Source organism: Vibrio sp. SCSIO 43136, from assembly GCF_023716565.1.
GTDB lineage: Bacteria > Pseudomonadota > Gammaproteobacteria > Enterobacterales > Vibrionaceae > Vibrio.
The window spans coordinates 1,685,597-1,709,896 of record NZ_CP071849.1 but is presented as its reverse complement, the minus strand read 5'-3'; the positions used below and the strand labels follow the sequence as shown (position 1 = coordinate 1,709,896).

The following is a 24,300-nucleotide window of genomic DNA, read 5'->3' as shown; positions in this document are numbered from 1 at the left end:
GCACCCTGTTTATGGATTTATGGTTGATTAACTTCTCCACTCAAACCATTCATAGTGCGTGCAATTGGTACGCATTTCTTCGTAACGTTTCGGTTGACGAATGTTGCGTCGTTTAAGATGGTTTTCAGTTAAAGGTTGGCGTAGAACAGACCTTCTTGATCACACTTATAGCTGATTTTACCTACTCTTTGGTGATCTGATTCACAATCATATTGGTAACCGTGATGAGTGAATTGATTATCCAAAATCGTAACGTTAAGATTTTTGTCAGATAAAGAAAATTCACTCACTTAATGCTTCGATTTTGAGGTTGAGAGTTGGGTCCTAATGGAGTCCTTATGTTTGACATGACGTTGAAACAGCAGCAAAGGATGATAGTGTTTGCTTTCCTAGCAATCCCTCTTACGCTGTTATTTACCTTTTCCTACTATCCAGCGAGTCAGCTGTTCTATATGAGTGTGACTGACTGGGATGGTTACGCACCGGTCAAAGAGTTTATCGGCCTCGATAACTATACTTACCTGTGGGAAGAGCCTGAACAGTTACACCCTCTGCTGGTGACCTTGTACTACTTCGTTGGTGCTATTATTCAGCTCTCTCTTTCTTTGTGGTTTGCCGTTCTTGTGAACTCAAAACTTGCAGGTCGAAACTTATTTAAGACCTTGCTTTTCATTCCTTTCGTTCTCAATGCTGTGGCCGCTTCCATGGTGTTCCAGATCTTTTATCAAGTCGATGGTGCATTGGACAGCTTCTTAACCTTGATTGGTCTCGAAGGTTGGATTAAGCCGTGGCTTATGGATCGCGAAGTCGTGAACTGGGCGCTGGTGGCTGCCTCTATCTGGCGTTACCTAGGTTTCAACCTGATTTTGTTCTATGGCGTTTTGCAGTCTATTCCGCAAGACCAGTATGAAGCGGCGAAAATTGAAGGTGCGAGCGAGTGGCAACAGTTCCGCTTTATCACGCTACCGTCAATCAAGCTGGTGATTGGGCTTCAAGTGTTGCTAGCGTTTGTGGGTTCTTTGTCGGTGTTCGAAATTCCGATGATCATAACAAAAGGTGCAAACGGCACTAAAACGTTCGTGATGGCGACGTTAGAAACCGCCTTTAACTTCAATGACTTTGGTTTGGCATCGGCGATGGCGGTGTTGCTACTGATGATTGTGGTGTTGTTTATGATTCTGCAAAAAGTGCTGTTTAAGGAGGAGAACTAAAATGACCGAACAAAATATGATCCTAAGCCAAGACGAGCAGAAGATTGCAGAGCGAGTCGAACGATGTGAGCAAGAGTTTAAGAAAGCACGTTTAAGGAAGAACCTGTCTAACCCATCATGGGTATTTTGGACGGCTTTTAAGTACCTAACTTTGTTTTTGGCATCAGTGGCTGTGCTCGTGCCCCCTTATTCAGTATTAATGGCATCGTTCAAAACCTTGGATGAGTATTACGCCACCAGCAAAGTGGGGCTGCCAGAAAGTTTTGCTAACTTTAGCAACTATATCAAGGTGTTCACCGATGGAGACCTAGGGCTGGCTTTCTTCAACACCGGAACCATTTTGCTTGTTTCACTGGTTTTTACCATCATCTTTGGTACTCAAGTCGCCTACGTATTGTCTCGGTTTGAGTTCCGAGGCAAGAAGCTGGTTTTACTGGCGTATGTTATTGCAATGGTGATCCCAGCCGTTACCACGCAGGTAGCGACTTTTGAGGTGATTAAATCTTTGGGGCTGATTAACAATAAAGCGTCGGTGGTGCTGCTCTACATTGGTGCTGACGTGGTAATGATTTATGTCTTCCTCCAATTTATGAAAGGCATTCCCGTGGAGCTTGATGAAGCGGCAAAAATGGAAGGGGCGTCTTACTTCCTGATTTACAGAAAGATCATTTTGCCGCTGTTAAAACCGGCCATCGCCACCATCATCATTCTACGTACGATATTTATCTACAACGATTTTTACTTCCCGTTACTGTACTTACCAGAGTCATCTCAGGTCACAGTCTCGACGGCGCTGTATAAGTTTACTTCCGTGTTTGGTACTGAATGGACCACTATCTCAGCAGGTATCGTGATTATTTTGATCCCATCGATTGTGATCTTCTTAACTCTGCAAAAGCAAATATATGCAGGGGTGACTAACGGTGCGGTGAAAGGGTAAGGGGCCAATATGTTATCTCAATCTCCTCTCGTTATGGCATGCCAGTGGTTAAGTCGACTGGTTTGGTTGAACCTTATCTGGTGTCTGATGACTGTTGCCGGTGGTGGGATATTGGGAGCTTTTCCTGCGACTGTGGTGGTATGCCTGTTGGCTCGTCGCTACCTCAATGGTGCAGTGAAAGCGACTCTGCGAGATGCGTGGCAGCTGTTTAAACAGCAATTTGTGAGAGCCAACTTGGTGGGATGGAGTATTGCTCTGCCAAGCTTATCGGTAACTTGGTATGTGAAGTGGCTGGTAATGAATGCTGAAGGCATGATGTCGATATTGGCGCTATCCATTTTACCCATCGTATTGTTCGCTGCCGTGTTCACCCTGTGCTGCTTGGTACAGCTGAGCATTTACCAAACCAATGGTGTTAAGGCGGATCTGCTTAACGGTTGGGTACTTATCCAGCAAGAGCTCAACGTTGTTTCGGTCATGCTATTGGTTGGATTGTGCTGCGTATTAGTCGCACTAGTGACTCCTATTGTCACTGTATTGGTTGGTTTTATTCCCATGTTGGTGGCAGCGATCGCTTTGCTTTGGCACCAAAAACAAGAATTACATTCGCTGGCATAGCGATAAAAAATGAATTAGAGAGATGCTTATGTCTGAATTACATCAATTTAAGAGCCAGTTAAAACTGGAAGCTCAACAGATACTTGATTTCTGGTCTGAGCTGCAAGACCAAGATCGAGGTGGCTTTTACTGCTTCGCCGATTTTGAAGGCAATGTTGATAAAGAGCACCCAAAATCGGTGTTGCTGCATTCACGTATTTTATGGACATTCTCCAATGCTTATCGAGTATTGGGTGACGAGAAGTACAAGCAAGCGGCCGACCACTGTTATCACTTTATGACTGCTTATGCACTGGACGCTGAATTTGGTGGGGTCTATTGGATGCTGGATAAAAATGGTAACGTTACGGACACTCAAAAACATGTCTACAACCAAGGTTTTGCCATCTACGCATTCAGTGAGTACTTTCTCGCCACAGGTCACCTGTCAGCACTAGAGCATGCCAAAGTACTGTTTGAACTTGTTGAAAAACATGCATTTGATCATGGATACGGTGGATACCACGAAGCGTTTGATCGCCAATGGAGCCCGATCGCCAATCACCTTGTGTGTGATACTGCGGAAGGTGTATTGGCAGAGAAATCAATGAACACCCATTTACACATCATGGAAGCTTACACGACCTTGCATCAAGCTTGGCCTGACCTTCATGTGCAGCAGCAGCTCAAAGGGCTATGCGAGTTGATGATAGAAAAAGTGGTCGATTCCAGCCTCCATTTTGGACTTTTCTTTAGCCGTGATTGGAAGTGTGTGTCACGAGATGTCTCCTATGGCCATGACATTGAGGGTACTTGGTTAATGGATGCTGCCGCCGGACAGTTAGAAGACCGAACCTTAGCTAACGCAATCTTTGAGCTGACCAGTGAGATGGCGCAAGTGACTTATGACCAAGGCATGGAAAAAGACGGTGCAATTTTCAATGAATTAAGAGAGGGCCATCTGCTCGATTCAGACCGAATCTGGTGGGTGCAAGCCGAAGCAATGGTGGGGTTCTTTAATGCCTACCAAAAAAGTTTGAAAGCAGAGCAGTTCAGCGCAGCCCAAGGCTGTTGGAATATCATCCAGACTGAGCTTAAAGACGGTCGATTTGGTGAATGGTACTGGAAGGTGAATCGTCAAGGTCAGCCCTATACCAGTGAAGCCAAAGTCGAGCCTTGGAAATGTCCATATCACAATGGGCGTGCCTGCCTTGAGGTCTATCAGCGAATAGCGCCACTTGAGCAAGACGATCAAATCACTTTCACAGCACCAATTACGCACTAAGGATAGCAAGATGCACGCAGTAGAAGTTAAACAGTTAAATAAATCATTTGGTAAGACGGTTATCCTTAACGACATCGATCTAGAGATGGAAGCGGGTGGGTTTACGGTTTTACTCGGTCCGTCGGGTTGTGGCAAATCTACCTTGCTGCGTCTTATCGCAGGTCTAGAGGACGTTACCTCAGGCGAGATCTTAATCGGTGATAAAGACGTGACATTGGCCGACCCGAAAGATAGAGATATCGCAATGGTGTTTCAATCTTATGCGCTCTTCCCCCATATGACGGTGGAAGAGAACATCGGCTTTGGGATGAAGATCAACAAAAAGCCAGAGCATGAAATTACTAAGCGCGTTCAAGAAGTTGCGGACTTACTGCAAATTGGTCACTTACTGGATCGTACTCCAGCGCAACTTTCAGGTGGCCAACGTCAACGTGTTGCTATTGGCCGAGCATTGATGCGTGAACCAAAAGTGTTCCTATTTGATGAGCCATTATCGAACCTCGATGCGAAACTTCGTGGTGAGATGCGTCTAGAACTGAAAAAGCTTCATGAAACATTGAATTCGACCATCGTGTATGTGACGCACGATCAGATTGAAGCCATGACGTTAGCGACCAAAATTATTCTGCTTAACAAAGGCATTCCGCAACAAATTGGCACGCCGTACGAGATTTACAACCAACCGCAAAACGTGTTTGTGGCCAAGTTTGTCGGTTCACCGCAAATCAATCTGCTTAAAGGGGCACTGCACCAAGAGGGCGACCAGTGGGGTGTAATGGTGGAGGATGTGTGGATTCCGGTATCGCATTACCAGTTTGCAGAAAGCCCAACCCAAGGTCGCAAAGTATTGTTTGGTATTCGCCCAGAACACGTCACGCAGTCACCGTTAAACAGCGACTTTCAAGCTGAGCTTAAAGTGAATGCATTTGAGATGACGGGGTCCGAAACACTCGCTGAGTTTGACCTTAAAGGTCAGCCACTTCGTGCCAAGCTAGATGCAAACGTGGGTATCACCAATGGTCAATCACTGGGATTGCATTTGAATTTACAAAACGTTTCGCTTTTTTGCGCAGCAACCGAAAATCGCATTTGATTTTTAAACTGATTAATGAAAGTGAACGGGCCTTAGGGCCTGTTCTTTTAACTAGTTAAAAGAAAATGGTTTAATACTTGAGCTCTTTCTGTTTAGGTGAGAAAATTTCTTAACGATATGGAAGCTTCCCCAGAACCCCAGAATTAGTAGAACAATATGTCAAAAGCCACTCTCAAGACCATTGCTGAGTACACTGGACTGTCGGTCACGACAGTGTCGCGTGCGCTCAAAGATGGGGACGATGTAAAACAACCGACCAAGGATAAGGTAAAAGCGGCGGCGGAAAAATTAGGTTATCGCCCTAATTTGTCTGGCCTAGGTCTGCGTACCGGGATTAACTACAACGTCTGTGCGATTTTGCCGGTGACTAAACCAGGCGACATCGTCGGTGACGTCGGTACCCTAGCGCTTATCAGCGGCCTCACCGCAGGATTAGAAGGCACCCCCTTCCACCTCACCGTATTACCTTTAGAACCCGATCAAGACCCTCTAGAACCCGTTAAGTACGCTGTTGAAAACAATTTGGCAGGCGGCATCATCTTCAATCTTACCGAAACGCAAGACGAGCGTGTCACTTACCTTAATGAGCAAAACATTCCCTTTGTGAGTTTTGGTCAGACTGAAATGTCAGTAGAGCACGCTTATGTTGACATCGATAACTACGATATCGGTTATCGAGCGGCGAGTTATCTGTTCGAAAAAGGTTGCAAAAACATTCGCTTGATCAGCTCGTCGCAAATCTACACTTATGCTTGGCATAAATATTATGGTGTGAAACGAGCGTCAATGGAGTTCGGGGTAGATTTCAACAAAGATAGCGACATCATTTTCGATACCGAAGTTGATAATTATCGCCATTTCTCTAAACAGTTAATGGAAGGCGATAACCCACCCGATGGCATCATTTGCGGCTCAGAAATCAGTGCTTGTGGCATGATCTCTGGTTTCCAGGATGCGGGTAAAGAGATAGGTAAAGACGTCGATATCATTGCAGTGGAGACTTGTGACTTACCAAGTTTCTTCACCCCGCCTATCCCAGGCTTACGTCAAGACATGCATGGTGTTGGTCAAAAGCTTTCTAAATTCATCGTTAAGTTGGTAGAAGGGGGCGATCCAACCAAGCTCCAATACGTCGAGAAAACGACCCTATACCCACGATAGCCAAGCCTTAAAACTACTAATTCAATTCTTCACAGCCCCACCGAAACAAGGTGGGGCTTTTTCATGGTGATAAAAACTCGCGGTTGGTCACACTTATGGGTTAAATCCATTCGTCGTTCTTGAATTTAGCGGGCAAAACATCAAAAATGGTAACGTTACGATTTTGAGGGGAGAGTTATGGAAAACTGCGTAGATGCGTTTAAGGCATACGATATTCGAGGGCGATTGCCGGATGAACTGAATCCGAAAATCGCCTATTCAATCGGTCGAGCATACGCTCAATTACTGAAGCCAAAGAAAGTCGCAGTGGGATACGACATTCGTCTCAGCAGTGAAGAACTGGCTCAGAATCTGCGCTTTGGCTTGATTGATGGCGGTGTCGAACAAGTGCTAGATCTAGGTTTGGTCGGTACTGAAGAAGTGTATTTTGCCACCAGCCATTTAGAGTTGGATGGTGGCATCATGGTGACGGCAAGCCACAACCCGAAAGAGTATAACGGGATGAAGTTGGTACGCGAGCAAGCGAAACCAATCAGTGGTGACAGCGGCCTTAATGAGATCAAAGCACTGGTGGCCACACAAGCGTACACCTGTTCAGGAGATTTCTTTTTATATGAGCAAAAATCGCAACGTTACGATATTTCTCAAGAGTACACTGATCATCTGTTGGGTTACGTTAATCGTGACCAGCTTCGTCCATTGAGAATCGTGGTTAACGCCGGTAATGGTGCTGCGGGGCATATGATTGACAACCTAGAGGCTAGGTTGCCATTCGAGTTTATTAAGGTAAACCACGAGCCTGACGGCAACTTCCCTAATGGGATCCCAAACCCGCTATTGGTGGATAACCGTCAATCAACCATTGATGCGGTTATCGAGCATAACGCCGATTTCGGCGTCGCCTGGGATGGAGATGTAGACCGCTGTTTCTTGTTTGATGAAAACGGTGAGTTCATCGAGGGCTATTACATCGTAGGCATGCTAGCTAAAGCGTTTTTGAACAAACAGCCAAACGCCAAAATCATCCATGACCCACGCCTTACCTGGAACACGATTGAGTTGGTCGAGCAAGCAGGTGGTACAGCGATTCAATCGAAAACAGGTCATGCATTTATCAAAGAACGCATGCGTTTGGAAGATGCCGTCTACGGTGGTGAGATGAGTGCACACCACTACTTCCGAGATTTCGCTTACTGCGATTCTGGGATGCTGCCTTGGCTGTTGATTGCAGAGTTGGTGTCTGACAGCGGTTTGAGCCTGTCGCAATTTGTGAAAAGCGCGCAATCTAATTATCCGATCTCTGGGGAGATCAATCGCAGTGTAGCCGATGCGACAGCGGCCGTTAGTCGAGTGTGGGAAGCTTTTATCGAAACCGCCATTGTTACGGATGTAACAGACGGTATCAGCATGGAGTTTGAAAACTGGCGATTCAACTTGCGTTCGTCAAACACTGAGCCTGTTGTACGCCTAAACGTTGAAGCCAAGGGCGATGCCGGTTTGGTCGAGGAGAAGACCTCGCAAATCTTGGCGCTATTGGAACAAGCTTAATAAGAATTCGTCGCAACCAAAGCGGTTGTGACAGGTAAAAATTTGTCTGAGTAATCGACACTCAGCATTAATCAATTGGAGTGAAAAATGTCTGTAAGAATTATCGGTGAATCTATCCCTAACATGCCGTGGCAGGACCGTCCGCAAACTGAAGAAGGGGTGATGTGGCGCCATGATGCGAACCCTATTATCGGATGGAACCCATTCCCAGCCGCTGCGCGTGTCTACAACTCAGCGGTAGTGCCTTTCGAAGGTAACTTCATCGGCGTGTTCCGTTGTGACTACAAAAATGGTCGCCCACACCTACACGTTGGTACATCACAAGATGCGCTGAACTGGGAATTCACACCAACGCCAATTGAGTGGAAAGACCAAGACGGTAATGATTTCCAGCCAACGTACGCTTATGACCCTCGTGTAGTAAAAATCGAAGATACTTACTACATCACTTGGTGTACTGACGATCACGGTGCAACACTCGGTTGCGGCATGACAAAAGACTTTAAAACCTTTACTCGTCTAGAGAACGCTTGCGTGCCATTTAACCGTAACGGTGTACTGTTCCCACGTAAGATCAACGATCAATTTGTGATGCTTAACCGTCCATCGGATTCGGGACACACACCATTTGGCGACATCTTCCTAAGCCACTCTAATGACATGGAGTACTGGGGTAAGCACCGTCACGTAATGGGTAAAGGTGGTAACGGTTGGTGGCAAGGTACTAAAATTGGTGCTGGCCCAATTCCAATCGAAACCAGCGAAGGTTGGTTAATGATTTATCATGGTGTATCTGGCACATGCAACGGCTTTGTCTACAGTATTGGTGCTGCTTTACTTGATATTGATGAGCCGTGGAAAGTGCTTTACCGCACCCGTGATTACCTACTGACACCAGAAAAAGAGTACGAAACCGTTGGCTTTGTACCAAATGTCGCCTTCCCTTGTGCAGCACTAGCGGATGCAGATACTGGTCGAATCGCCGTCTACTATGGCGCAGCAGATACATACTCAGCAGTCGCTTACACGACGATTGACGCCATCATGGCAGAGCTAAAAGCGAACTCTGAAGTATTTTAATAGTTACAATTCGTAACGTTACCATTGGGCTGATGGGTGAGACTATCAGCTTAATGGGGTAAGACAAGGAACACCAAATGTCTATTTTTGAATATCGCCTAACAGCGCTACAAGAAGAGTTTGCTAGCCAAACTCAGTATCAAAATGCCCCAGTGCTTCCGGGCAATGGCATTTTTTGCCGTTACCAAAAACCCGTGCTTACAGCGCAACACGCACCACTGCATTGGCGTTATGACTTCAATCCAGAAACCAACCCATTTTTAATGGAGCGCCTTGGTATCAATGCGGTATTGAACCCTGGAGCGATAGAGCTTGATGGGAAGTTTTATCTCGTTGCTCGTGTAGAAGGTCATGACCGTAAGTCATTTTTTGCGGTCGCTGAATCTGATAACGGTATCGACAACTTCCAGTTTTGGGATGAGCCATGTGTGATCCCTGAAACCGATGAGCCAGACACCAATGTTTACGACATGCGCCTTGTTAAGCATGAAGATGGATACATTTATGGCCTGTTCTGCACAGAGCGTAAAGATCCGAATGCCCCTGCGGGTGATGAGTCTGCGGCCGTTGCACAGTGTGGCATCGTGAGAACTACCGATCTCAAAACTTGGCAGCGTCTGCCTGATCTGAAAACTCGCTCAGCTCAGCAGCGTAACGTCGTGTTGCACCCTGAGTTTATCGACGGTAAATACGCACTTTATACTCGTCCACAAGATAGTTTTATCGAGGCAGGTAAAGGTGGTGGCATCGGCATGGGGTATACCGACAGTATGGAAAACCCCGTAGTCGATGTAGAGCTTGTGATTGACCCTAAGACATACCACACCATTAAAGAGTCGAAAAATGGTCAAGGTCCAGCACCGATCAAAACGGATCAAGGCTGGTTACATATCGCCCATGGCGTGCGTATGACCGCTGCGGGTTTGCGTTACGTTCTGTACTCTTTCATGACGTCTCTTGAAGATCCAACCAAAGTGACTCACCGTCCGAGTGGTTACTTCTTAGCACCAGAGGGTGAAGAGCGTGTTGGCGATGTATCGAATGTTGTTTTCTCTAACGGTTTGATTGCTAAAGAAGATGGTGAGGTCTTGATTTATTACGCTTCATCAGACACTCGTTGTCATGTGCTGAAATCTAGTGTGGCTCAACTGGTCGATTATGTTACCAACACACCTGAAGACCCGCTGACCTCGGCTAAGTGTGTTGAACAACGTATTGCGCTTATTCAAGCAAATAAAGCATTTCTATAAGTAAAGCGAGGGGCATGAAAAAGTGCCCCTAAAACACCAAATATGTGATCGCATTAAGACTTTTGTCGCCAAATGTGACCTCAATAATTATTTTGAAATTGTAAATAATCCAATAAATCGAATAGCTCAAAGTTAGGATAAAAATAAACCATCAAAAGGTTTAATAGTGATCAAAATCGTAACGTTATCATTTTTTCGTTTGATATATTGATTTCGAAGTCGCCAAGGAAGGCTGTATAGGCTTGTGGCGTCATACTAACAACATATGAGTCTAACTTTAACGATACGAAAAGGCAGAAAGATGAAACTTAAAACTCTTAGCATCACCATTGCTCTAATCGCTGCATCAGCGCCACTGCACGCACTGGAAACCTCAGCAGAGCTTCATGGTTACCTGAAATCAGGGCTGTTGGTGAATGCAGACGGCACTCGCGCCAAGTCACTTGGCTTGATTGGTTACGGTAAATTTCGTTTAGGTAACGAGCAAAATACCAAAATCGAACTTTTACCAACGTTGAAAATGACCACAGATGAAGGAACGTGGGCAAAAGTACGCGCCAACTTAACTCATGAAACGCAATGTAGTGCTGATTGGAACTGTACCGATACGGATGGCCACGAGATCCAATACCGTGAAGGCTACGTAGAGATGGGTGGTTTTGATTTCGCACCAGAATCCGTGTTCTGGGCGGGTAAGCGTTACAGTTCTTCAAATAACTCAAACCACCAGTATGACTGGGAGTACATGCAGTCAAACGGTACTGGCGGTGGTATCGACAAGATTGATGTTGGTTTTGCCAAAATGGATATCGGCGTATACGCCTTTATGCCAAGTGACCGTAATGGTGAAACACCAGCAGACGGTACACTGCAAGGGTACTCAGAAGATTATTCATTAAACATGTGGCTTAAGAAGATCGGCGGTACAGGTCTTGACCTACAAGTTACAGCGCACACCATGAAAGAACACGCTTGGCACAAAGGTGCAGCAGAAAGTGGTGTTGGTCTAACGGGTGTTTACAACTTTGATGGTTTCTACAATCTAACCGGTGGTTACTCACGCTTTGTGGTTCAGTACGGCCAAGGCCTTGCTGCGGGTGATTCACTTGGCAAAAACGGTTGGGGCTTTGCCAACTCATCAGACACCAAATCTACTCGTGTTGTGTTTGATGGCTTAGCTAACCTGAATGAGAGCTGGGAAGTATCTACGTTTGCTTTCTACCAAAAAGATTCAGACTACGCTCCTTGGAGTGACTGGTCTAACTCATCGACGGTTGGTTATGACCGAGACGTCTACGCAGTGGGTGTTCGTCCACACAACCAAATCACCAAAAACTTCGCGATGCAATACGAAGTGGGTTACGAAAACGTCAACGAGAAGAAAGATGGTGGTGCAAATGGTGGCCTAGTTAAAGCGACTATCGCACCAACACTCATGCTGGAATCTGGCTTCTGGGCTCGTCCACAAATTCGTGCGTTTGCAACGTATGCTCAGTGGGAAGATGGCGTTGCAGGTAAACTGCAAGGTCAAGGTTATGCCCGCGATGGCCAAACAGATACTTGGAACTTTGGTGTTCAAGCAGAAGTTTGGTTCTAAGCCTATTAGTCACTGCTGTTAGAAATGGCGGGGGCAATAGTGCTCTCGCCTTTCTCTCCACAGAAGTAGAGGAGGGAATATGAAAATCGTTTCCCAAATTAAGCTGGTGTTTGCAACAATCCTAGTGGTGTTCGCAGGCACAACCTATCTCACTATTGAGCGTTCTAACCTTGCCAAAACTGAACTGGGACGAGTGATTAAACACTCCCAAATTCTCGATCAAAGTGCGATGACGCTTCGAAATCAAGCGCAAGCCTTAAAGTCATCTTTACTCGAAGTCCTAGCGACTCAAGAGGCTTCCAAAATTAACGCCTTGGGTGATGAGGTGTTTGCCAGAAATCACCAACTCAACACCAGCTTCACCGATATGCTCAGTCACCTAACGCCAATTGAGCGCGAGAGTATCGATAATAAACACACCTTTGAGCTACACCAACTGCTAGAAAATATCATCGCTTTACAGCGACAGAAAGTCGAACTCGTGCGCCAAACTCAACACGACTGGCAAGAGATGAATAACCGCATTGTTGCTTCAGATATTGCCATCAAGAAGGCGCTTAACCTTGTCGGAGACGACGAGTTTTTGCGCAAAGATGTCGAAAGCTACTTTGAAATGCGTAACGCAGCGGCCTCTTTGGTTAGCCGAGTGATGTTCGCCACCGATCTAGATGAAGCTAACAAAAGCGGAGTGGTGCTCAGAAACCTTGAACAAGGCATTGTTGATGAAGAGCAGTTTCTACTCGATGAGCTTGTACCTCTGCAAAGTGACCGAGACTACAAAGATAATCGTACGTTGCTACTCGACTATTTGTTTGGAGAACACTCGGTTGCAGTGCTCCGTATCGAACTGTTAGCGACGCAACTTGAACTTGAGCAAGCGACACAAGACTTTAATCAGTACGAAGTCAGCCTAGATGCGCTTAACCAGCAATTGATCCATATCGTTGAACGCAATAATCATAAGGTCGAGAACGATCTATCAACGGTATTCCACACCATTCAAAAGACGCAGCTGACGGTGCTCATCGGTGGCATTTTATTACTAGGTTTTGTTGCTTGGTATTTAACGTCACAAATAAAAAGGCCAATACGCTACCTCACTCAAGTATTCCAAAATCTGGTTGAGGGCGATTACACCCAGAGTATTCAAACCAAAGGATGGAGCTACGAGTTTAACCAGCTTAGTCGTCAACTCGAACAAGTAATCGAAGCCAATTGCCTTCTGATTGAACAGGTAAAAACGAACAATCTCAGCATCATTGCCCAGACGGTTGAGAACGATCAGGCGGTGGCTGAAGTGAATTTACTTGGTGATAAGCAAGTGGCGGCAATGGATGAAATTTCCACGGCAGTTGAGGAGCTCGAACAGATAAGTGATGAAACCGAGCGTTCGATAAGACAAAGCCAAGGCCACACAGAGCAAGTCCGTTCATTGGTGCAAAGCAGTATTGAAGTCGTTGATCGCAATGTTTCTGGCAATGATGCACTCAGCGGCATGATAGAGCAGAGCGTTGCCACCATTAAGACGGTTGAACATCGCTCTCAAGACATCAGTCAAATTATCAGTGTCATCGAAGATATTGCGAACCAGACCAACTTGCTTGCCCTGAATGCTGCGATTGAAGCGGCGCGAGCGGGAGAGCAGGGTCGAGGTTTTGCCGTGGTTTCTGAAGAAGTCGCAGAGCTCGCCAAACGCACCACCTCCGCAACTCATCGCATCCAAAACCTTATCGATAATCTTCAATCTGCGAGTCAAGAAGCGGTGAGTGAAATGGCGCTTTGTGCCGACAAAATGTCTGAAAATTCCCAACAAATTCAGAATGCTAAATCAGCCATTGGTCAGATTGAGGAAAATATGAATCACCTTACCCATGAATCTGAGGTGATCAGCCAATCGGCGTCGGAGCAACATCAGTCATGTACTCATATTGCCACCTCAGTTAACTCTTCGGTAGAACGAATGCACCTTGCTACCGAGGCATTAAATCAGGTCACGGCCAGAAGCCAAACGCTCAATCAACTGGTAGAAGGCCAGCAAAAGGCGTTGACCAAATTCACCACCTAGTGGTGTTGCTATTTCAAAAGATAACGAGAGTAGGCCGAGTATGCCTACCTGTATGAGTCAGGAGATATACAGATGATTGAAATTAAAGGCACGTTGAAAAACTATCCGTGGGGAGGTAAACACTTCCTACCAATGATGTTGACGGATGACAATGCCACTCAGCCGGTGGCGGAACTTTGGCTTGGCGATCACCCTTCAGGTTCGGCAACCTTGGTGGATGGCTCTTCCTTGGCGGAATGGATAACAGCAGCCCCCGATGTGAGGTTGGGGGAGCGCTCTGTGGAGCGCTTTGGCGCAAGGTTACCTTACCTGCTAAAAGTGCTAGACGTTAAAGAGCAGTTGTCGATCCAGGTTCACCCAACTTTAGAGCAAGCCAAGCAAGGGTATGCGTTCGAGCAGCGCCAAGCCATTCCGATGGAAAAGCGCAGCTACAAAGACGATAACCATAAACCGGAGCTGATGTTAGCACTGTCCGATTTTTATCTCTTGCATGGCTTTCGTAACGTTACGGGATCTGTGACTGAGTTGAATAAATACCCTGAATTCGAACGTTTGGCTCAGTTATTGAATCAACAGGGACTGGAAAAATTTGTCGCCACCATATTCCAGTTACCAACTCCAAACCTAATAGAGTTAATAGAGCCTGTTATTGAGCGATATGCTCAGGCTTATGATCAAAGTGAGCTGTCTAAGTCTGATCCTTGTTTTTGGTTCATGCGAGCCGCCAAACGCGCTGGTCGTGATGGCATGCCGTTAGATGCTGGACTCGTAATGATCTTCATCATGAATTTGATGTATGTGCCTAAGGGAGGAGTGGTTTATCAAGGTGCTGGCGTGCCTCATGCTTACCTGGAGGGGCAAAATATCGAGCTGATGGCAAATTCTGATAATGTGGTGCGCGGCGGACTCACGCCTAAACATATCGACATCAACGAACTGCTGAACATCACCACTTTTGAGCCAATCACACCAATATGCTTAACTGGTCGTCCAACCGAAGATGGTGGTATTGATTATCTAGTGCCGGAAGATGATTTCGAGCTCAGAGAGTACAGATTAGACGCTGGTGGTCGACTAAACACACCAGAAAGCCAGAGCCCATGTATTTGGTTTGTATTGAGCGGTGAAGTGAAGCTTGGTAACCAACGCCACTATTCTGGTGCTGGCAGCGCATTTTATCAGCGCCCAGGAGAGTTCTGTGTGTTTAACGCAAGCTCTGACTGCGTTCTGTATCGAGCTTCTTGCCGAGTGTAAAACCCCTAGCAGTCACATAAACTAAAGCCATCAATCGTGATGGCTTTTTTACTATTTCAGCTTGTTCACTATATCAATTGGCTTAGTAGCGCCAGTGTCGCTTGAGTACCTTCCATTTCAGACAAGTTGTCACCTTCAAATTCAGCAGCGTAGATACCCTTAAACTGATGTTTGTTCAGCGTCTGAATACAAGCGGCGTAATCGACGCTGGTTTCTTGCCCATGTTGGTCAAAATCATAGGATTTAGCGCTGACTGCAAACGTATAGGGGGCGAGATCTTCAATACCTTGAATTCGGTCGTAGCGGCGCTGAGGGGTATGGTGCCACCCTCCCATGAAGAAGTTGTCCAGGTCTAAGTAAACCCCAACATTGTCCATATCGACGGCTTCAATCAACATTGCAAGCCATGCCGCATTGCTCGATGGGTGACCATGGTTTTCTATTACCAGTTTCACTTGAAGAGTTTTTGCATAGATGGCTAATTCGCGCAAACTATCACGGTTGGCGTACAGTTGTTGCAGGTAGCTACCACTGCCGTAGGTGTTCACTCGAACCATTGAGCACCCAAGGGTGGCAGCGGCGTCTATCCATGGTTTATGCATCGCAATGGCGTGCAAGCGGGCAGCTGGGTTTGCATCGCCAAGGTTACCTAACTCGTCACACATTAAGCACTCAAAGCGGATGTTTAAGTTTTGTGCGTATTGCTTCCATTGATTGAGCCAATTCCGGTCATTGACCTTGGAAAAAAACAGGATATTGACAGGATCAACGTGGTTCACATCGAGTAGATAGGCCAGATCCAAAAACTCAAAGCAGTTGAGATCCCCTTGCAGCACTTGATCGGGATTACTTGAGTGAAGTAGGGATAAGTACTGTTCATAGTTGTCTCGCACTTGACCAAGAATAGAGCGGTGAAAAGACCATTGAGATAAACCCAGTGTGTTTGCAGTGGTGGTCATGTTATTGCCTTGTGATAAGCACCCCAAGCCCACAGAGCTGCTTGGGGTGAAGGGGACTAGTAAACAGGTTTTAGTAGTTCGATGTTGTCGATAAAGACCGAACCTGTCAGCGGGAACTTATCGCCAACGATACATAGGAATAGATCGGGTAGCTTGGTAGATACATCACCTAGGTCAATTTCAACTGGCTGCTTGTAGTATTGCTTGCCGCCTAGAGTCACCTTTTCAAGCTTGTCGACAGTCGTACGGTGGGTATCTGTACCTATCTTCACCCAGCCATCGCCAAGAGCGGCATAAGGGCGAACACCACCTTTGTCCCCTTCATTCACTGGGACATAAAGGACGTATTTGAGCTTGGTGTGTTGACCAAATTTCGGGATAGACATGTTACGCAACTTGAGCTCTTCCCAATCATTTTTGCCTGACCACTCAATATTGAGTTTTAGCATTGGGCTACCCAGTTCATCAGATACTTCCAAAGAAGGGTTTTGCCATTTTGCTTGCCATGTACCTTCGCTTTCCCAGCCGCTTAATTTGCCGTCAGCAAAATCGTACGCAGTGCCTACTTCATAGCCCTTGATTGGGCGATCTACCTTGATGGTGATTTTATCGGTTTGACGTGCACCTTGTTCAAAGGTGGCCACTGTGACTAAGCGACGTTCACCATAGCCAGTGGTTTCTGCGCTTAGGTCGAGCTCGTAGTAGCCGTCGCCATCGCTATCGAGCATTTCAAAGCTTTGGTCGCTATCAGGCAGGCGTAACGTGACCGATTTCACTTGGTTACCTTCACTGGCCATTGGATAGCTTTTCACGGTGAAGTTAGGCTCCGAAACGGTGAGTTGGTCGACCGGGTAGGTCAAAAATACTGAGTCGTTATCTTGGTATTCGAAGCCACGCATTTGTTTCGAGTGATTAAGCAAGATCTGAGTGGTACGACCGCCGTCATTCAGCACACGAAAGCCATCGTAATCTGGGTATAGGTTCTCTTTTTGATCTGGCTCATAGCTGGTTAAGATCCAGAACATGCTGCCCGCAAGGCCCTGTTCATAGGCTGTTTGTGTCCATTTACGGTAGATGAAATCACGATTTTGTGGCTCATTTTTGCCGATGCCGTATTCCTCTAGCACAGCCGGCTTATTGGCCGCTTTGGCTGCCTGAGCGTGCTCAATGATCCACTGCGTACCCCATTGTTCCGCATCGTGCTTGCCCCAGTGCTCTGGGTAAAGGTGGAAGGTGCCGTAACTGATGTTCGGTAGGGTAAGGATGCGCTCCCAGTCCACTCCTTCGTTTCCATTGTATGCCCAATCCTCGTGACCAGGGCGGGTGAAAAAGCCTTCGGAACCTAACGCTATGAGTTGATTCGGCGCAAGGCTACGCACGTAATCACTCATCTCTTTGGTCCACTGGTACAATAGTTCACCAGATTTATCCGACTGGGCTCTTGGCTCGTTACCCAGTTCCCAAGTCATGATCGCAGGCTCTTCTGAGTTAGGGACACCTGTATAGCGGTTGGTATGGCCGATGATGTGTTTAACGTAATCTTTGTAGCTTTGCTTGATCTCTGGGTTGCGGTAGAAGTCATCATGGTGGCTGCCACCAAACCATTCGACGTATTGAGGCATACCACCAAAATCACCCCAGTTATTGGTTAGTGCCACGACGACGCGGATGCCACGTTTCTTTGCTTCTGCAATAGTGAAATCAAGACGTTCAAGCGCACTTTTTACCCCAGCTGGTGGCGTATAATCGCCCGCTTCAGGTTGCATGGTGTGATTGTGGCTGATGCCCTCCATGAAACCCCAAACACGGATCGAGTTAAGCCCCATCTCCTGAGCATCATCAAGCACTGCAGTGATCATATCGTTGCTTTTATAGTGCATGTAATAGTTGTTGGTGCCAGCAAAACGGAAAGGTTGATTGTTTAACAGGAGCTGGTCTTCTTGCTGCACAACAAAGCTATCCATTGGGTCAAGAGCGAGCGATGTGACCTCTTGATTCATAGTCGTGGTGCTATTGCATCCGGCGAGCCCCAACATGATTGGCATCGCTAGGTAGGCTGGTTTCATCGTTACATCCTTAGTATCTGTTCATATAACACGCCTATATTGTGTCCAAATGTGCTTTTGTTTGTAATGGTAACGTTTCGATTGTGTGTTTTAGCTCTCTAATATAGTGATTTCGTGATCACGATCTATTGTCGTACAAGAATCTATTTTAGGTGTTGTTTGTTGGTTAAGTTATTGTAATAAAGCGTTTTATCTTGAATTTATGAAATTTTTGATTAAAAACCATAGTGACTGCTATCACGGAGTTGAATGATAGGCATGGAAAGTCTAAAAACGTAACGTTATTATTTTTGACGATGAAACAGACAACACGCCTTTGTTTATAAGGGATGATAACGGAGAATCATAATGAAAACGTTTGTACCTACACTATCGAAAGCCTTGCTTGCTGGCTCTGTATTACTGGGACTGAGCACGATGGCGCAAGCTGGTGTCACCGATGGCATTAATAAAGATCTAGTAAAAGGGGATATCACCTTTTACACCAACCGAACTGACTTAGTAGAAGCGGGTGTTTATGACCGCTACGAGCAAGAGTTCAAAAAACTATACCCTAATGTGGATAGCGTAAAAGTTGTCGCTTTTGCCGATTACCAAGGTGGCTTGCGTCCACGTATGAATACTGGCGATTACGGTGACCTAGTGCTTATCTTGCCTTCGGTACCTTCTGAGCAATACTCCAATTTCTACGAGCCGTTGAACGACATATACTCAGATGAAGAAGTGTACTTCTTCGATGCGTGGGAAAACGACGGCAAATCTTACGGTGTTTCCATGGGTAACTCGGTAGAAGGTTTGGTCTACAACAAAGACGTATTGAAAAATGCAGGTGTTGAGGTGCCAATCCAAACGCTATCGGGTTTCTTTGAAGCAGCAGATAAAATTAAAGCGCAGGGTCAGATCCCAGTATATGTAAACTTTGGTGCCCAGTGGCCACTGCAACAGTGGGATAAGTTCCCGCTAGTGGTTGAAGGCAACGACGGTGTTTACGAGAAGATGCTTACTCAAGATAAACCATTCTCGGGTGATACGGCATACAACCAGTCATTGAATGTGCTCAAGCGTCTTATCGACAACGGTTACACAGAGAAAGACTTGATCACTAACTCTTGGGAAGATTCAAAAGCATCGATTGCTAGCGGTAAAGCGGGCATGTACTACCTAGGCAACTGGGTGATCCCACAAGTTATCGAACGTGGCGCAGCGCCAGATAACATTGGTTTCATGCCAATTCCTTCGGACGACTCTGGCCAGCTAAAAGCTCAGATGAACCATGACTGGGGCTATGCAGTTAGTAAGCACTCAGACAACAAAGAAACAGCCAAAGCTTACCTGAAATACCTAATTGAAGGCTCTGATTTCGACGAAGTTGCAGGTTTCATCCCAACACTGAAATCCAAGCAACCATCGCTGCCTCAGCTTAACGAGTTCATGAGCTACGAGCCAACTGTGATCCAAACACCAGTAAGCTCTTCAACCTTCATTGAAGTCACCAACCGTTCGAAGATTGATTTCTACTCAGGTGGTTACATTCAAGACATCATCACATCAAAAGATTTCGAAAAAGCACTAGCTAAGCTAGACGCTCGCTGGAATCGCGCTAAGAAGCGAGTGATGAAGTAAGCCATTTTTGTCCATTGTTTAGCAGCTACACTTTTTTGGGGGCATAGAGGGATGCCCCCCTTTTTTTTATGCGTTAGCCAATTAGTTCTCCTACCATATCCACTGGCAAAAACGGACGAGCATGTCTGTTTTGAACAGGTCAAAACTCAAACTATATCTCGCATAAACCTGAATCTCCGACTTTAATTAACTTTTCCTAAGCCCAAACCAAGAAGCTCATCGTGGGTGATGGGCGTGCCCGAAGAGAAACGGTGATATCAGCTTCTCGTCCGAAGGTTAAACAAAGCTCAAGATAACTGAACTATTCTCTTGCACTCCTTGCTTGCCCCTACAAAATCTCGTACCGAGTACCGAGTACCGAGTACCGAGTACCGAGTACCGAGTACCGAGTACCGAGTACCGAGTACCGATTACCGATTACCGATTACCGATAAAAAAAAGCCCCATCAACCGATGGAGCTACCCTTCATAGCCGGGGGAGACTACGCTTTCAGGATTTACGGAAACTAGTGAGTAGGTTGCCTGGGTTGATCAATGCTTCTTTGGTCGTGACGTCAACAACGGTTAAGTTGGCAAATCGTTCAGGTTGTTTGATGGCAACATCGTGGGCGAAGATAACCAAGTGAGCATTTCGGATATCCTTATCGGTGATCCGGTTCTCGATGCCATTGGCTCCTTGGGTTTCGATTTTGATCGGGATGCCAAGCTCAAGAGCGGCGTTTTCTAAAGACTTTGCCGCTAGGAAGGTATGGGCGACGCCAGATGGGCATGCGGTCACGGCAAGCACCTGGGCCTGTCCTTCTTTGGTTAGGCGATTTGCGGTGTAATATCTCGGCTCAGAATCTTCATTAGCTACCGTCTTTTTGAGTGAAACTACGATAGCGGCTGTGGTGAATGCGCCGATGGCGATACCGAGCAAATAGCCAAACTTGCCATCAACCACTGGCAACACAATCAGCCCACCCCAAGGGGCATGGTTGATGACTTGAAAAGCAAATCCAATCACATTACCGACGATGCCACCTGCAACGATGGCCGGTAAGACTCGAGCAGGGTCTGAAATAGCAAAAGGGATTGCACCTTCGCTAATACCAATCATGCCCATGATGCCAGCGGCCTTGCCAGCCTGTCGCTCATCGCGCTTAAATTTATTGGGTGCAATCCACGTGGCGAGCGCCATGCCTAAAGGTGGAGTACAAATCGCAATAGCGACACCACCCATCAGCCAAGGTTGTGTGTTGACCTGAGTTTGTGCAAACAAGGTGGCGACCTTGTTAATTGGCCCCCCCATATCAAAGGCGGTCATCGCCCCTAACACTGTGCCTAAGAAGACTTTCCCTGTCCCTGCAATTTCTGACAGCCATCCATCTAAACCAGACATAACCAAGGCGATAGGACCGCCAATCAGCCACATGACGGCACCACAGGTGATGAAGGTGCCAACCAGTGGATAGAGAAAGATTGAGCCTACGGATTTTAAATGGGTCGGCAGTTGGATCTGTTTCAGTCCATGGACAGTAAGCCCTGCAATAAACCCGATGATAATCGCACCGATAAAACCAGTGTTGTAATCATTCACGCCTATCCAGCCACCAATCATGCCTGGTGCCAGTCCTGGCTTATCAGCGATAGAGTAGGCAATGTAACCTGCAAGTACCGTGGTAAACAGAGTAAGCCCTGCGATCCCCATACGGGCGACATCGGCCAAGAAGCCTTGTTCAGGTTGGCCGATGTGGCCAGATAGCATGATGGACAAAGAAAGCAATACTCCCCCGGCAACAATAAACGGTAGCATATGTGATGTGCCGTAGAGCAAGTGAGATTTGGTCACTTGCACTTTTTGCTGCCAACGAGTAGCGGTCTCAATCGGTGTTTGGTCGAGCGCAACCTCTTGGTCAGCGCTAGGGGTTATCTGTTCTTCCGTGACTATCTTGTAGGCCTGCTCAGCGCTTTGCGCTTGGCGCAGGCGCACTATAAAGCTTGGGTCGATAAGCTTGGTGGAAAGCTGTGCCAGTACTTCAATATGCTGTTTATCGTTTTCGGCAGGGGAGGCGAGCATAAAAAACAGGTTAGACAGTTCCCCATCTTCTGCGCCGTAGTCTATACCCGCTTGGCTGATACCGATGGCAACTGTCGGGGTCTTGACCGCTCGACTCTTGGCGTGCGGTATTGCAATACCGTCTTCAAACCCGGTATTGGCAATTTCTTCTCGTTGCCACAAGTCATCCATAAACAAAGATTTATCTTCGAGCTTGCCCGCATTGTCGAGCATCTCGACGAGCTCGTTAAAGACTTCCTGCTTAGTGGTGGCTCGTAGGTCTAAACAAATGACTTGAGGTTCAATTAGGTGAGTAATATCCATATGCTCTTTACATTGCTTCTCAACGCACAACGCCAGATTAACGTGCGAGGTGCTTTGGGGGTATAGGAGGAAAATAACCGTAACTGGATTAATGTACCACAGATGGCAAAGTGTGAAGTTGGTCTTTTAAAACCCAGAGCCAATAAGGCTTTACTCACAGTAGCTATGATAAAATGCCCCAAAAGATGTTTTGGAATAAATGATGAAAATAGTCGCTGTGACAGCATGCCCAACAGGCATTGCTCATACTTATATGGCTGCAGATGCACTGCGAAAAACAGCGCCGAAGTATGATGTGCAACTAAAAGTTGAGACTCAAGGTGCTATGGGCATTGAAGACCAGCTGTCTCCAACGGACATTGCACAGGCGCAAAAAGTGCTGATCGTATCCGATATTGAAGTTGAACAGTCAGGCCGCTTTGAAGGAATGGAACGCGTCCAGATACCCATTGAAGAGGTACTGCTTGACGTTGATAAAGTGTTCATCAAACACTGCCGCCGCTGATGTTTGAGTACCAGATAACTTTTATTGTCGCCGACGCCAGTGCGAATGCTCGGCTCTCTCCTCACTTGTGTAAATTGGCCAGAAAGTTCAAAAGCGATCTTTCGATTCTTAATCTGACCAGAAATCGCCGTGCCAGTCTTTCCCACTCACTGGCCATCATGCAAGCGGCTTTGGTTGATGGCGACTTGTGTCAGATCACCGCAGTTGGCATAGACGCTGAGCTTGCATGCTTTGTGCTCAAAGATATTATCGCCGATCATCACACCTTAATTGGCTCCAAGGTGAGTTATGAGTTTTCATCACAATTGGCGCAGCGAGTACCTGCCTTGCAGCTCCCTATAGCCACTCAGTGGTCTTATGCCAAAGCGCAAACCCAATTGACTAAATTTGCTGGGCTTAAAGCAGTGGCACAGCTTATTTATCCTACCAACCCCGATGAGCTGATTTTGGCGATGATCAAAAGGGAAGAGCGCTCATCCACTTGTGTGACAGCTGGTATCGCTTTGCCCCATGTGATGTTTGATGATGTCGATCAGATCAACATTGCCGTGATCAGCAGTGACAGCCCGATCGATTGGGACTCCCGCTTGGGCGAGGTGAACTTAATTATCGCTATCGTAATGCCCACCAGCCCAACTCGAGATCAAGTGATGGCAGCCACCAATCTCACTCGTAATTTGCTCACAGGCGACCTAGCGCAACGGCTGCTACTGACTCGGAGCGGTATCGAGCTTCAAGCGATTTTGATGTATTCGATGACACGACTGCTTGAGGCGTGAGGGAAAACCCTTCCGAAGTTAGTGCGCCGTGCGATATTGGGTGGGGGTTTTGCCTGTACGGCTTTTGAATACTCGGCAGAAGTAATTAACGTCTCTAAAGCCGCAGCGCTGCGCCACATCACTCAGTTTGAAACTGTATTTCTTGAGCATGAACTTTGCTCTCTCGACTCGTACCCAAGTGATGTAATCTGCGAGTGTCATGTGACCTTGCTGACGAAACATTCGGGAAAGGTGGTTAGAAGAGATATTGAACCGCGCAGCAATACTGTCTCGACAGATAGGGCGATGGAAGTTCTCTTGAATGTAGATACAGATCCCTTGGTAAAGGTCAGTGACTCGATTTTGAGCGTGTTCTTGCGGTGAAGCGAGCATGGTTTTGCTGTACTCCAACAGAGCTTTAAGTAGCAACTCATCCATCGGCTTCTTGTGAGGTTCCCTTGCTAGCGCATTTAGCGCTTCAAGGATATTGTCGATAGCGAAGCCAGAGCGGGTTTGAATACTGTGCTTCTGAATGTCGTAGAACTGGGTTTCTCCTTTGTGTTTACTGACTAAGCTCAGCCCCATTTGCTTGCGCCCAAACAAAATGCTTAAGACTGAAACCTCGTTGTCCCAGTCTGGTTTATTCCAGCAGTTCGGTGGGATATATAACGCATCACCTATGGTGGCAGTGCGCGTGACCACTTTGCGATCGTGATCTTCCATTTCATTGACATACTCTCCCCCAAGCACAATTTCCAGACGCGGGAAATTTACCTGGTAACTGAATTTTGGAGGCGTGTGAAAGTCCCCCGCAAACCAGATGTTTTTTAAGGGCTCGCCTTCATTCAAAATCGATGAGAGCAATGCGTCAAAGGTCATGTTGGGTGCCGAAGTTAGAAAACTTAATTCACTATAACCCTAGTGGTTCCAGTAAAGCTATTGAGCA

Annotated in this window: 19 protein-coding genes; 15 read left to right on the top strand and 4 right to left on the bottom strand. The window is 46.6% G+C overall.

What is annotated here, in order from left to right:
* The first annotated feature begins 338 nt into the window (after nt 1–338).
* The 12 genes from J4N39_RS22530 (at nt 339) to manA (ending at nt 15,081) form a co-directional block, all read left to right on the top strand.
* Nucleotides 339–1,211: a carbohydrate ABC transporter permease gene (locus tag J4N39_RS22530; RefSeq protein ID WP_252025156.1), complete on the top strand. Its 873-nt coding sequence runs from the start codon at nt 339–341 to the stop codon at nt 1,209–1,211.
* A 1-nt stretch (nt 1,212) separates the two neighbouring features.
* Entirely contained in the window at nt 1,213–2,151 is a 939-nt protein-coding gene (locus J4N39_RS22525) for a carbohydrate ABC transporter permease (RefSeq protein WP_252025154.1), read from the top strand.
* Nucleotides 2,152–2,160: 9 nt separating this feature from the next.
* Nucleotides 2,161–2,769 carry a DUF624 domain-containing protein gene (locus tag J4N39_RS22520; RefSeq protein ID WP_252025152.1) on the top strand — a complete coding sequence of 203 codons (609 nt, stop codon included), beginning with the start codon at nt 2,161–2,163 and terminating at the stop codon, nt 2,767–2,769.
* Between the two features lie 28 nt (nt 2,770–2,797).
* Nucleotides 2,798–4,033, top strand: a complete 1,236-nt coding sequence (locus J4N39_RS22515; RefSeq protein WP_252025150.1) for an AGE family epimerase/isomerase — start codon at nt 2,798–2,800, stop codon at nt 4,031–4,033.
* Between the two features lie 10 nt (nt 4,034–4,043).
* Nucleotides 4,044–5,126, top strand: coding sequence for an ABC transporter ATP-binding protein (locus J4N39_RS22510; protein ID WP_252025148.1), 1,083 nt, complete (start codon nt 4,044–4,046; stop codon nt 5,124–5,126).
* Nucleotides 5,127–5,282: 156 nt separating this feature from the next.
* Nucleotides 5,283–6,287: a LacI family DNA-binding transcriptional regulator gene (locus J4N39_RS22505; protein WP_252025146.1), complete on the top strand. Its 1,005-nt coding sequence runs from the start codon at nt 5,283–5,285 to the stop codon at nt 6,285–6,287.
* A 177-nt stretch (nt 6,288–6,464) separates the two neighbouring features.
* Nucleotides 6,465–7,835: a phosphohexomutase domain-containing protein gene (locus J4N39_RS22500; RefSeq protein ID WP_252025144.1), complete on the top strand. Its 1,371-nt coding sequence runs from the start codon at nt 6,465–6,467 to the stop codon at nt 7,833–7,835.
* Between the two features lie 87 nt (nt 7,836–7,922).
* Entirely contained in the window at nt 7,923–8,915 is a 993-nt protein-coding gene (locus tag J4N39_RS22495; protein WP_252025142.1) for a glycoside hydrolase family 130 protein, read from the top strand.
* Between the two features lie 77 nt (nt 8,916–8,992).
* A complete protein-coding gene (locus J4N39_RS22490; protein ID WP_252025140.1) occupies nt 8,993–10,165 on the top strand; it encodes a glycoside hydrolase family 130 protein in 1,173 nt (390 codons plus the stop codon).
* A gap of 301 nt (nt 10,166–10,466) precedes the next feature.
* Nucleotides 10,467–11,762 (top strand): carbohydrate porin, encoded by a 1,296-nt coding sequence (locus J4N39_RS22485; protein ID WP_252025138.1) that lies wholly within the window; start codon nt 10,467–10,469, stop codon nt 11,760–11,762.
* Between the two features lie 79 nt (nt 11,763–11,841).
* Complete coding sequence (locus tag J4N39_RS22480) at nt 11,842–13,827, top strand: methyl-accepting chemotaxis protein (RefSeq protein WP_252025136.1); 1,986 nt, start codon at nt 11,842–11,844, stop codon at nt 13,825–13,827.
* A gap of 72 nt (nt 13,828–13,899) precedes the next feature.
* Nucleotides 13,900–15,081 carry a mannose-6-phosphate isomerase, class I gene (gene manA / locus J4N39_RS22475; RefSeq protein ID WP_252025134.1) on the top strand — a complete coding sequence of 394 codons (1,182 nt, stop codon included), beginning with the start codon at nt 13,900–13,902 and terminating at the stop codon, nt 15,079–15,081.
* Between the two features lie 68 nt (nt 15,082–15,149).
* Here manA and J4N39_RS22470 read toward each other — a convergent pair whose 3' ends face one another.
* Both J4N39_RS22470 and J4N39_RS22465 read right to left on the bottom strand, forming a co-directional pair.
* A complete protein-coding gene (locus J4N39_RS22470) occupies nt 15,150–16,040 on the bottom strand; it encodes a sugar phosphate isomerase/epimerase family protein (protein ID WP_252025132.1) in 891 nt (296 codons plus the stop codon).
* A 56-nt stretch (nt 16,041–16,096) separates the two neighbouring features.
* Nucleotides 16,097–18,106: a cellulase family glycosylhydrolase gene (locus J4N39_RS22465; RefSeq protein ID WP_252025131.1), complete on the bottom strand. Its 2,010-nt coding sequence runs from the start codon at nt 18,104–18,106 to the stop codon at nt 16,097–16,099.
* A 348-nt stretch (nt 18,107–18,454) separates the two neighbouring features.
* On the opposite strand from J4N39_RS22465, the gene J4N39_RS22460 reads away from it, so the two are divergent.
* Entirely contained in the window at nt 18,455–19,729 is a 1,275-nt protein-coding gene (locus J4N39_RS22460; RefSeq protein ID WP_252025130.1) for an ABC transporter substrate-binding protein, read from the top strand.
* 490 nt (nt 19,730–20,219) lie between these two features.
* Here the strand turns inward: J4N39_RS22460 and J4N39_RS22455 are convergent, their stop codons facing one another.
* On the bottom strand, nt 20,220–22,091 hold the full coding sequence (locus J4N39_RS22455; RefSeq protein ID WP_252025129.1) for a fructose-specific PTS transporter subunit EIIC: 1,872 nt from the start codon (nt 22,089–22,091) through the stop codon (nt 20,220–20,222).
* 202 nt (nt 22,092–22,293) lie between these two features.
* Here J4N39_RS22455 and J4N39_RS22450 point away from each other — a divergent pair, with 202 nt between their 5' ends.
* Together J4N39_RS22450 and J4N39_RS22445 are read left to right on the top strand one after the other, a co-directional pair.
* The gene (locus J4N39_RS22450; RefSeq protein ID WP_252026894.1) at nt 22,294–22,596 is read left to right on the top strand and encodes a PTS fructose transporter subunit IIB; all 303 of its coding nucleotides are present in this window, start codon (nt 22,294–22,296) and stop codon (nt 22,594–22,596) included.
* On the top strand, nt 22,593–23,375 hold the full coding sequence (locus J4N39_RS22445) for a PTS sugar transporter subunit IIA (protein ID WP_252026892.1): 783 nt from the start codon (nt 22,593–22,595) through the stop codon (nt 23,373–23,375). The genes J4N39_RS22450 and J4N39_RS22445 overlap by 4 nt, the downstream gene beginning before the upstream one ends.
* Before the next feature lie 18 nt (nt 23,376–23,393).
* On the opposite strand, the gene J4N39_RS22440 is transcribed toward J4N39_RS22445, so the two are convergent.
* The gene (locus J4N39_RS22440) at nt 23,394–24,233 is read right to left on the bottom strand and encodes an AraC family transcriptional regulator (RefSeq protein ID WP_252025128.1); all 840 of its coding nucleotides are present in this window, start codon (nt 24,231–24,233) and stop codon (nt 23,394–23,396) included.
* Nucleotides 24,234–24,300: the final 67 nt, after the last annotated feature.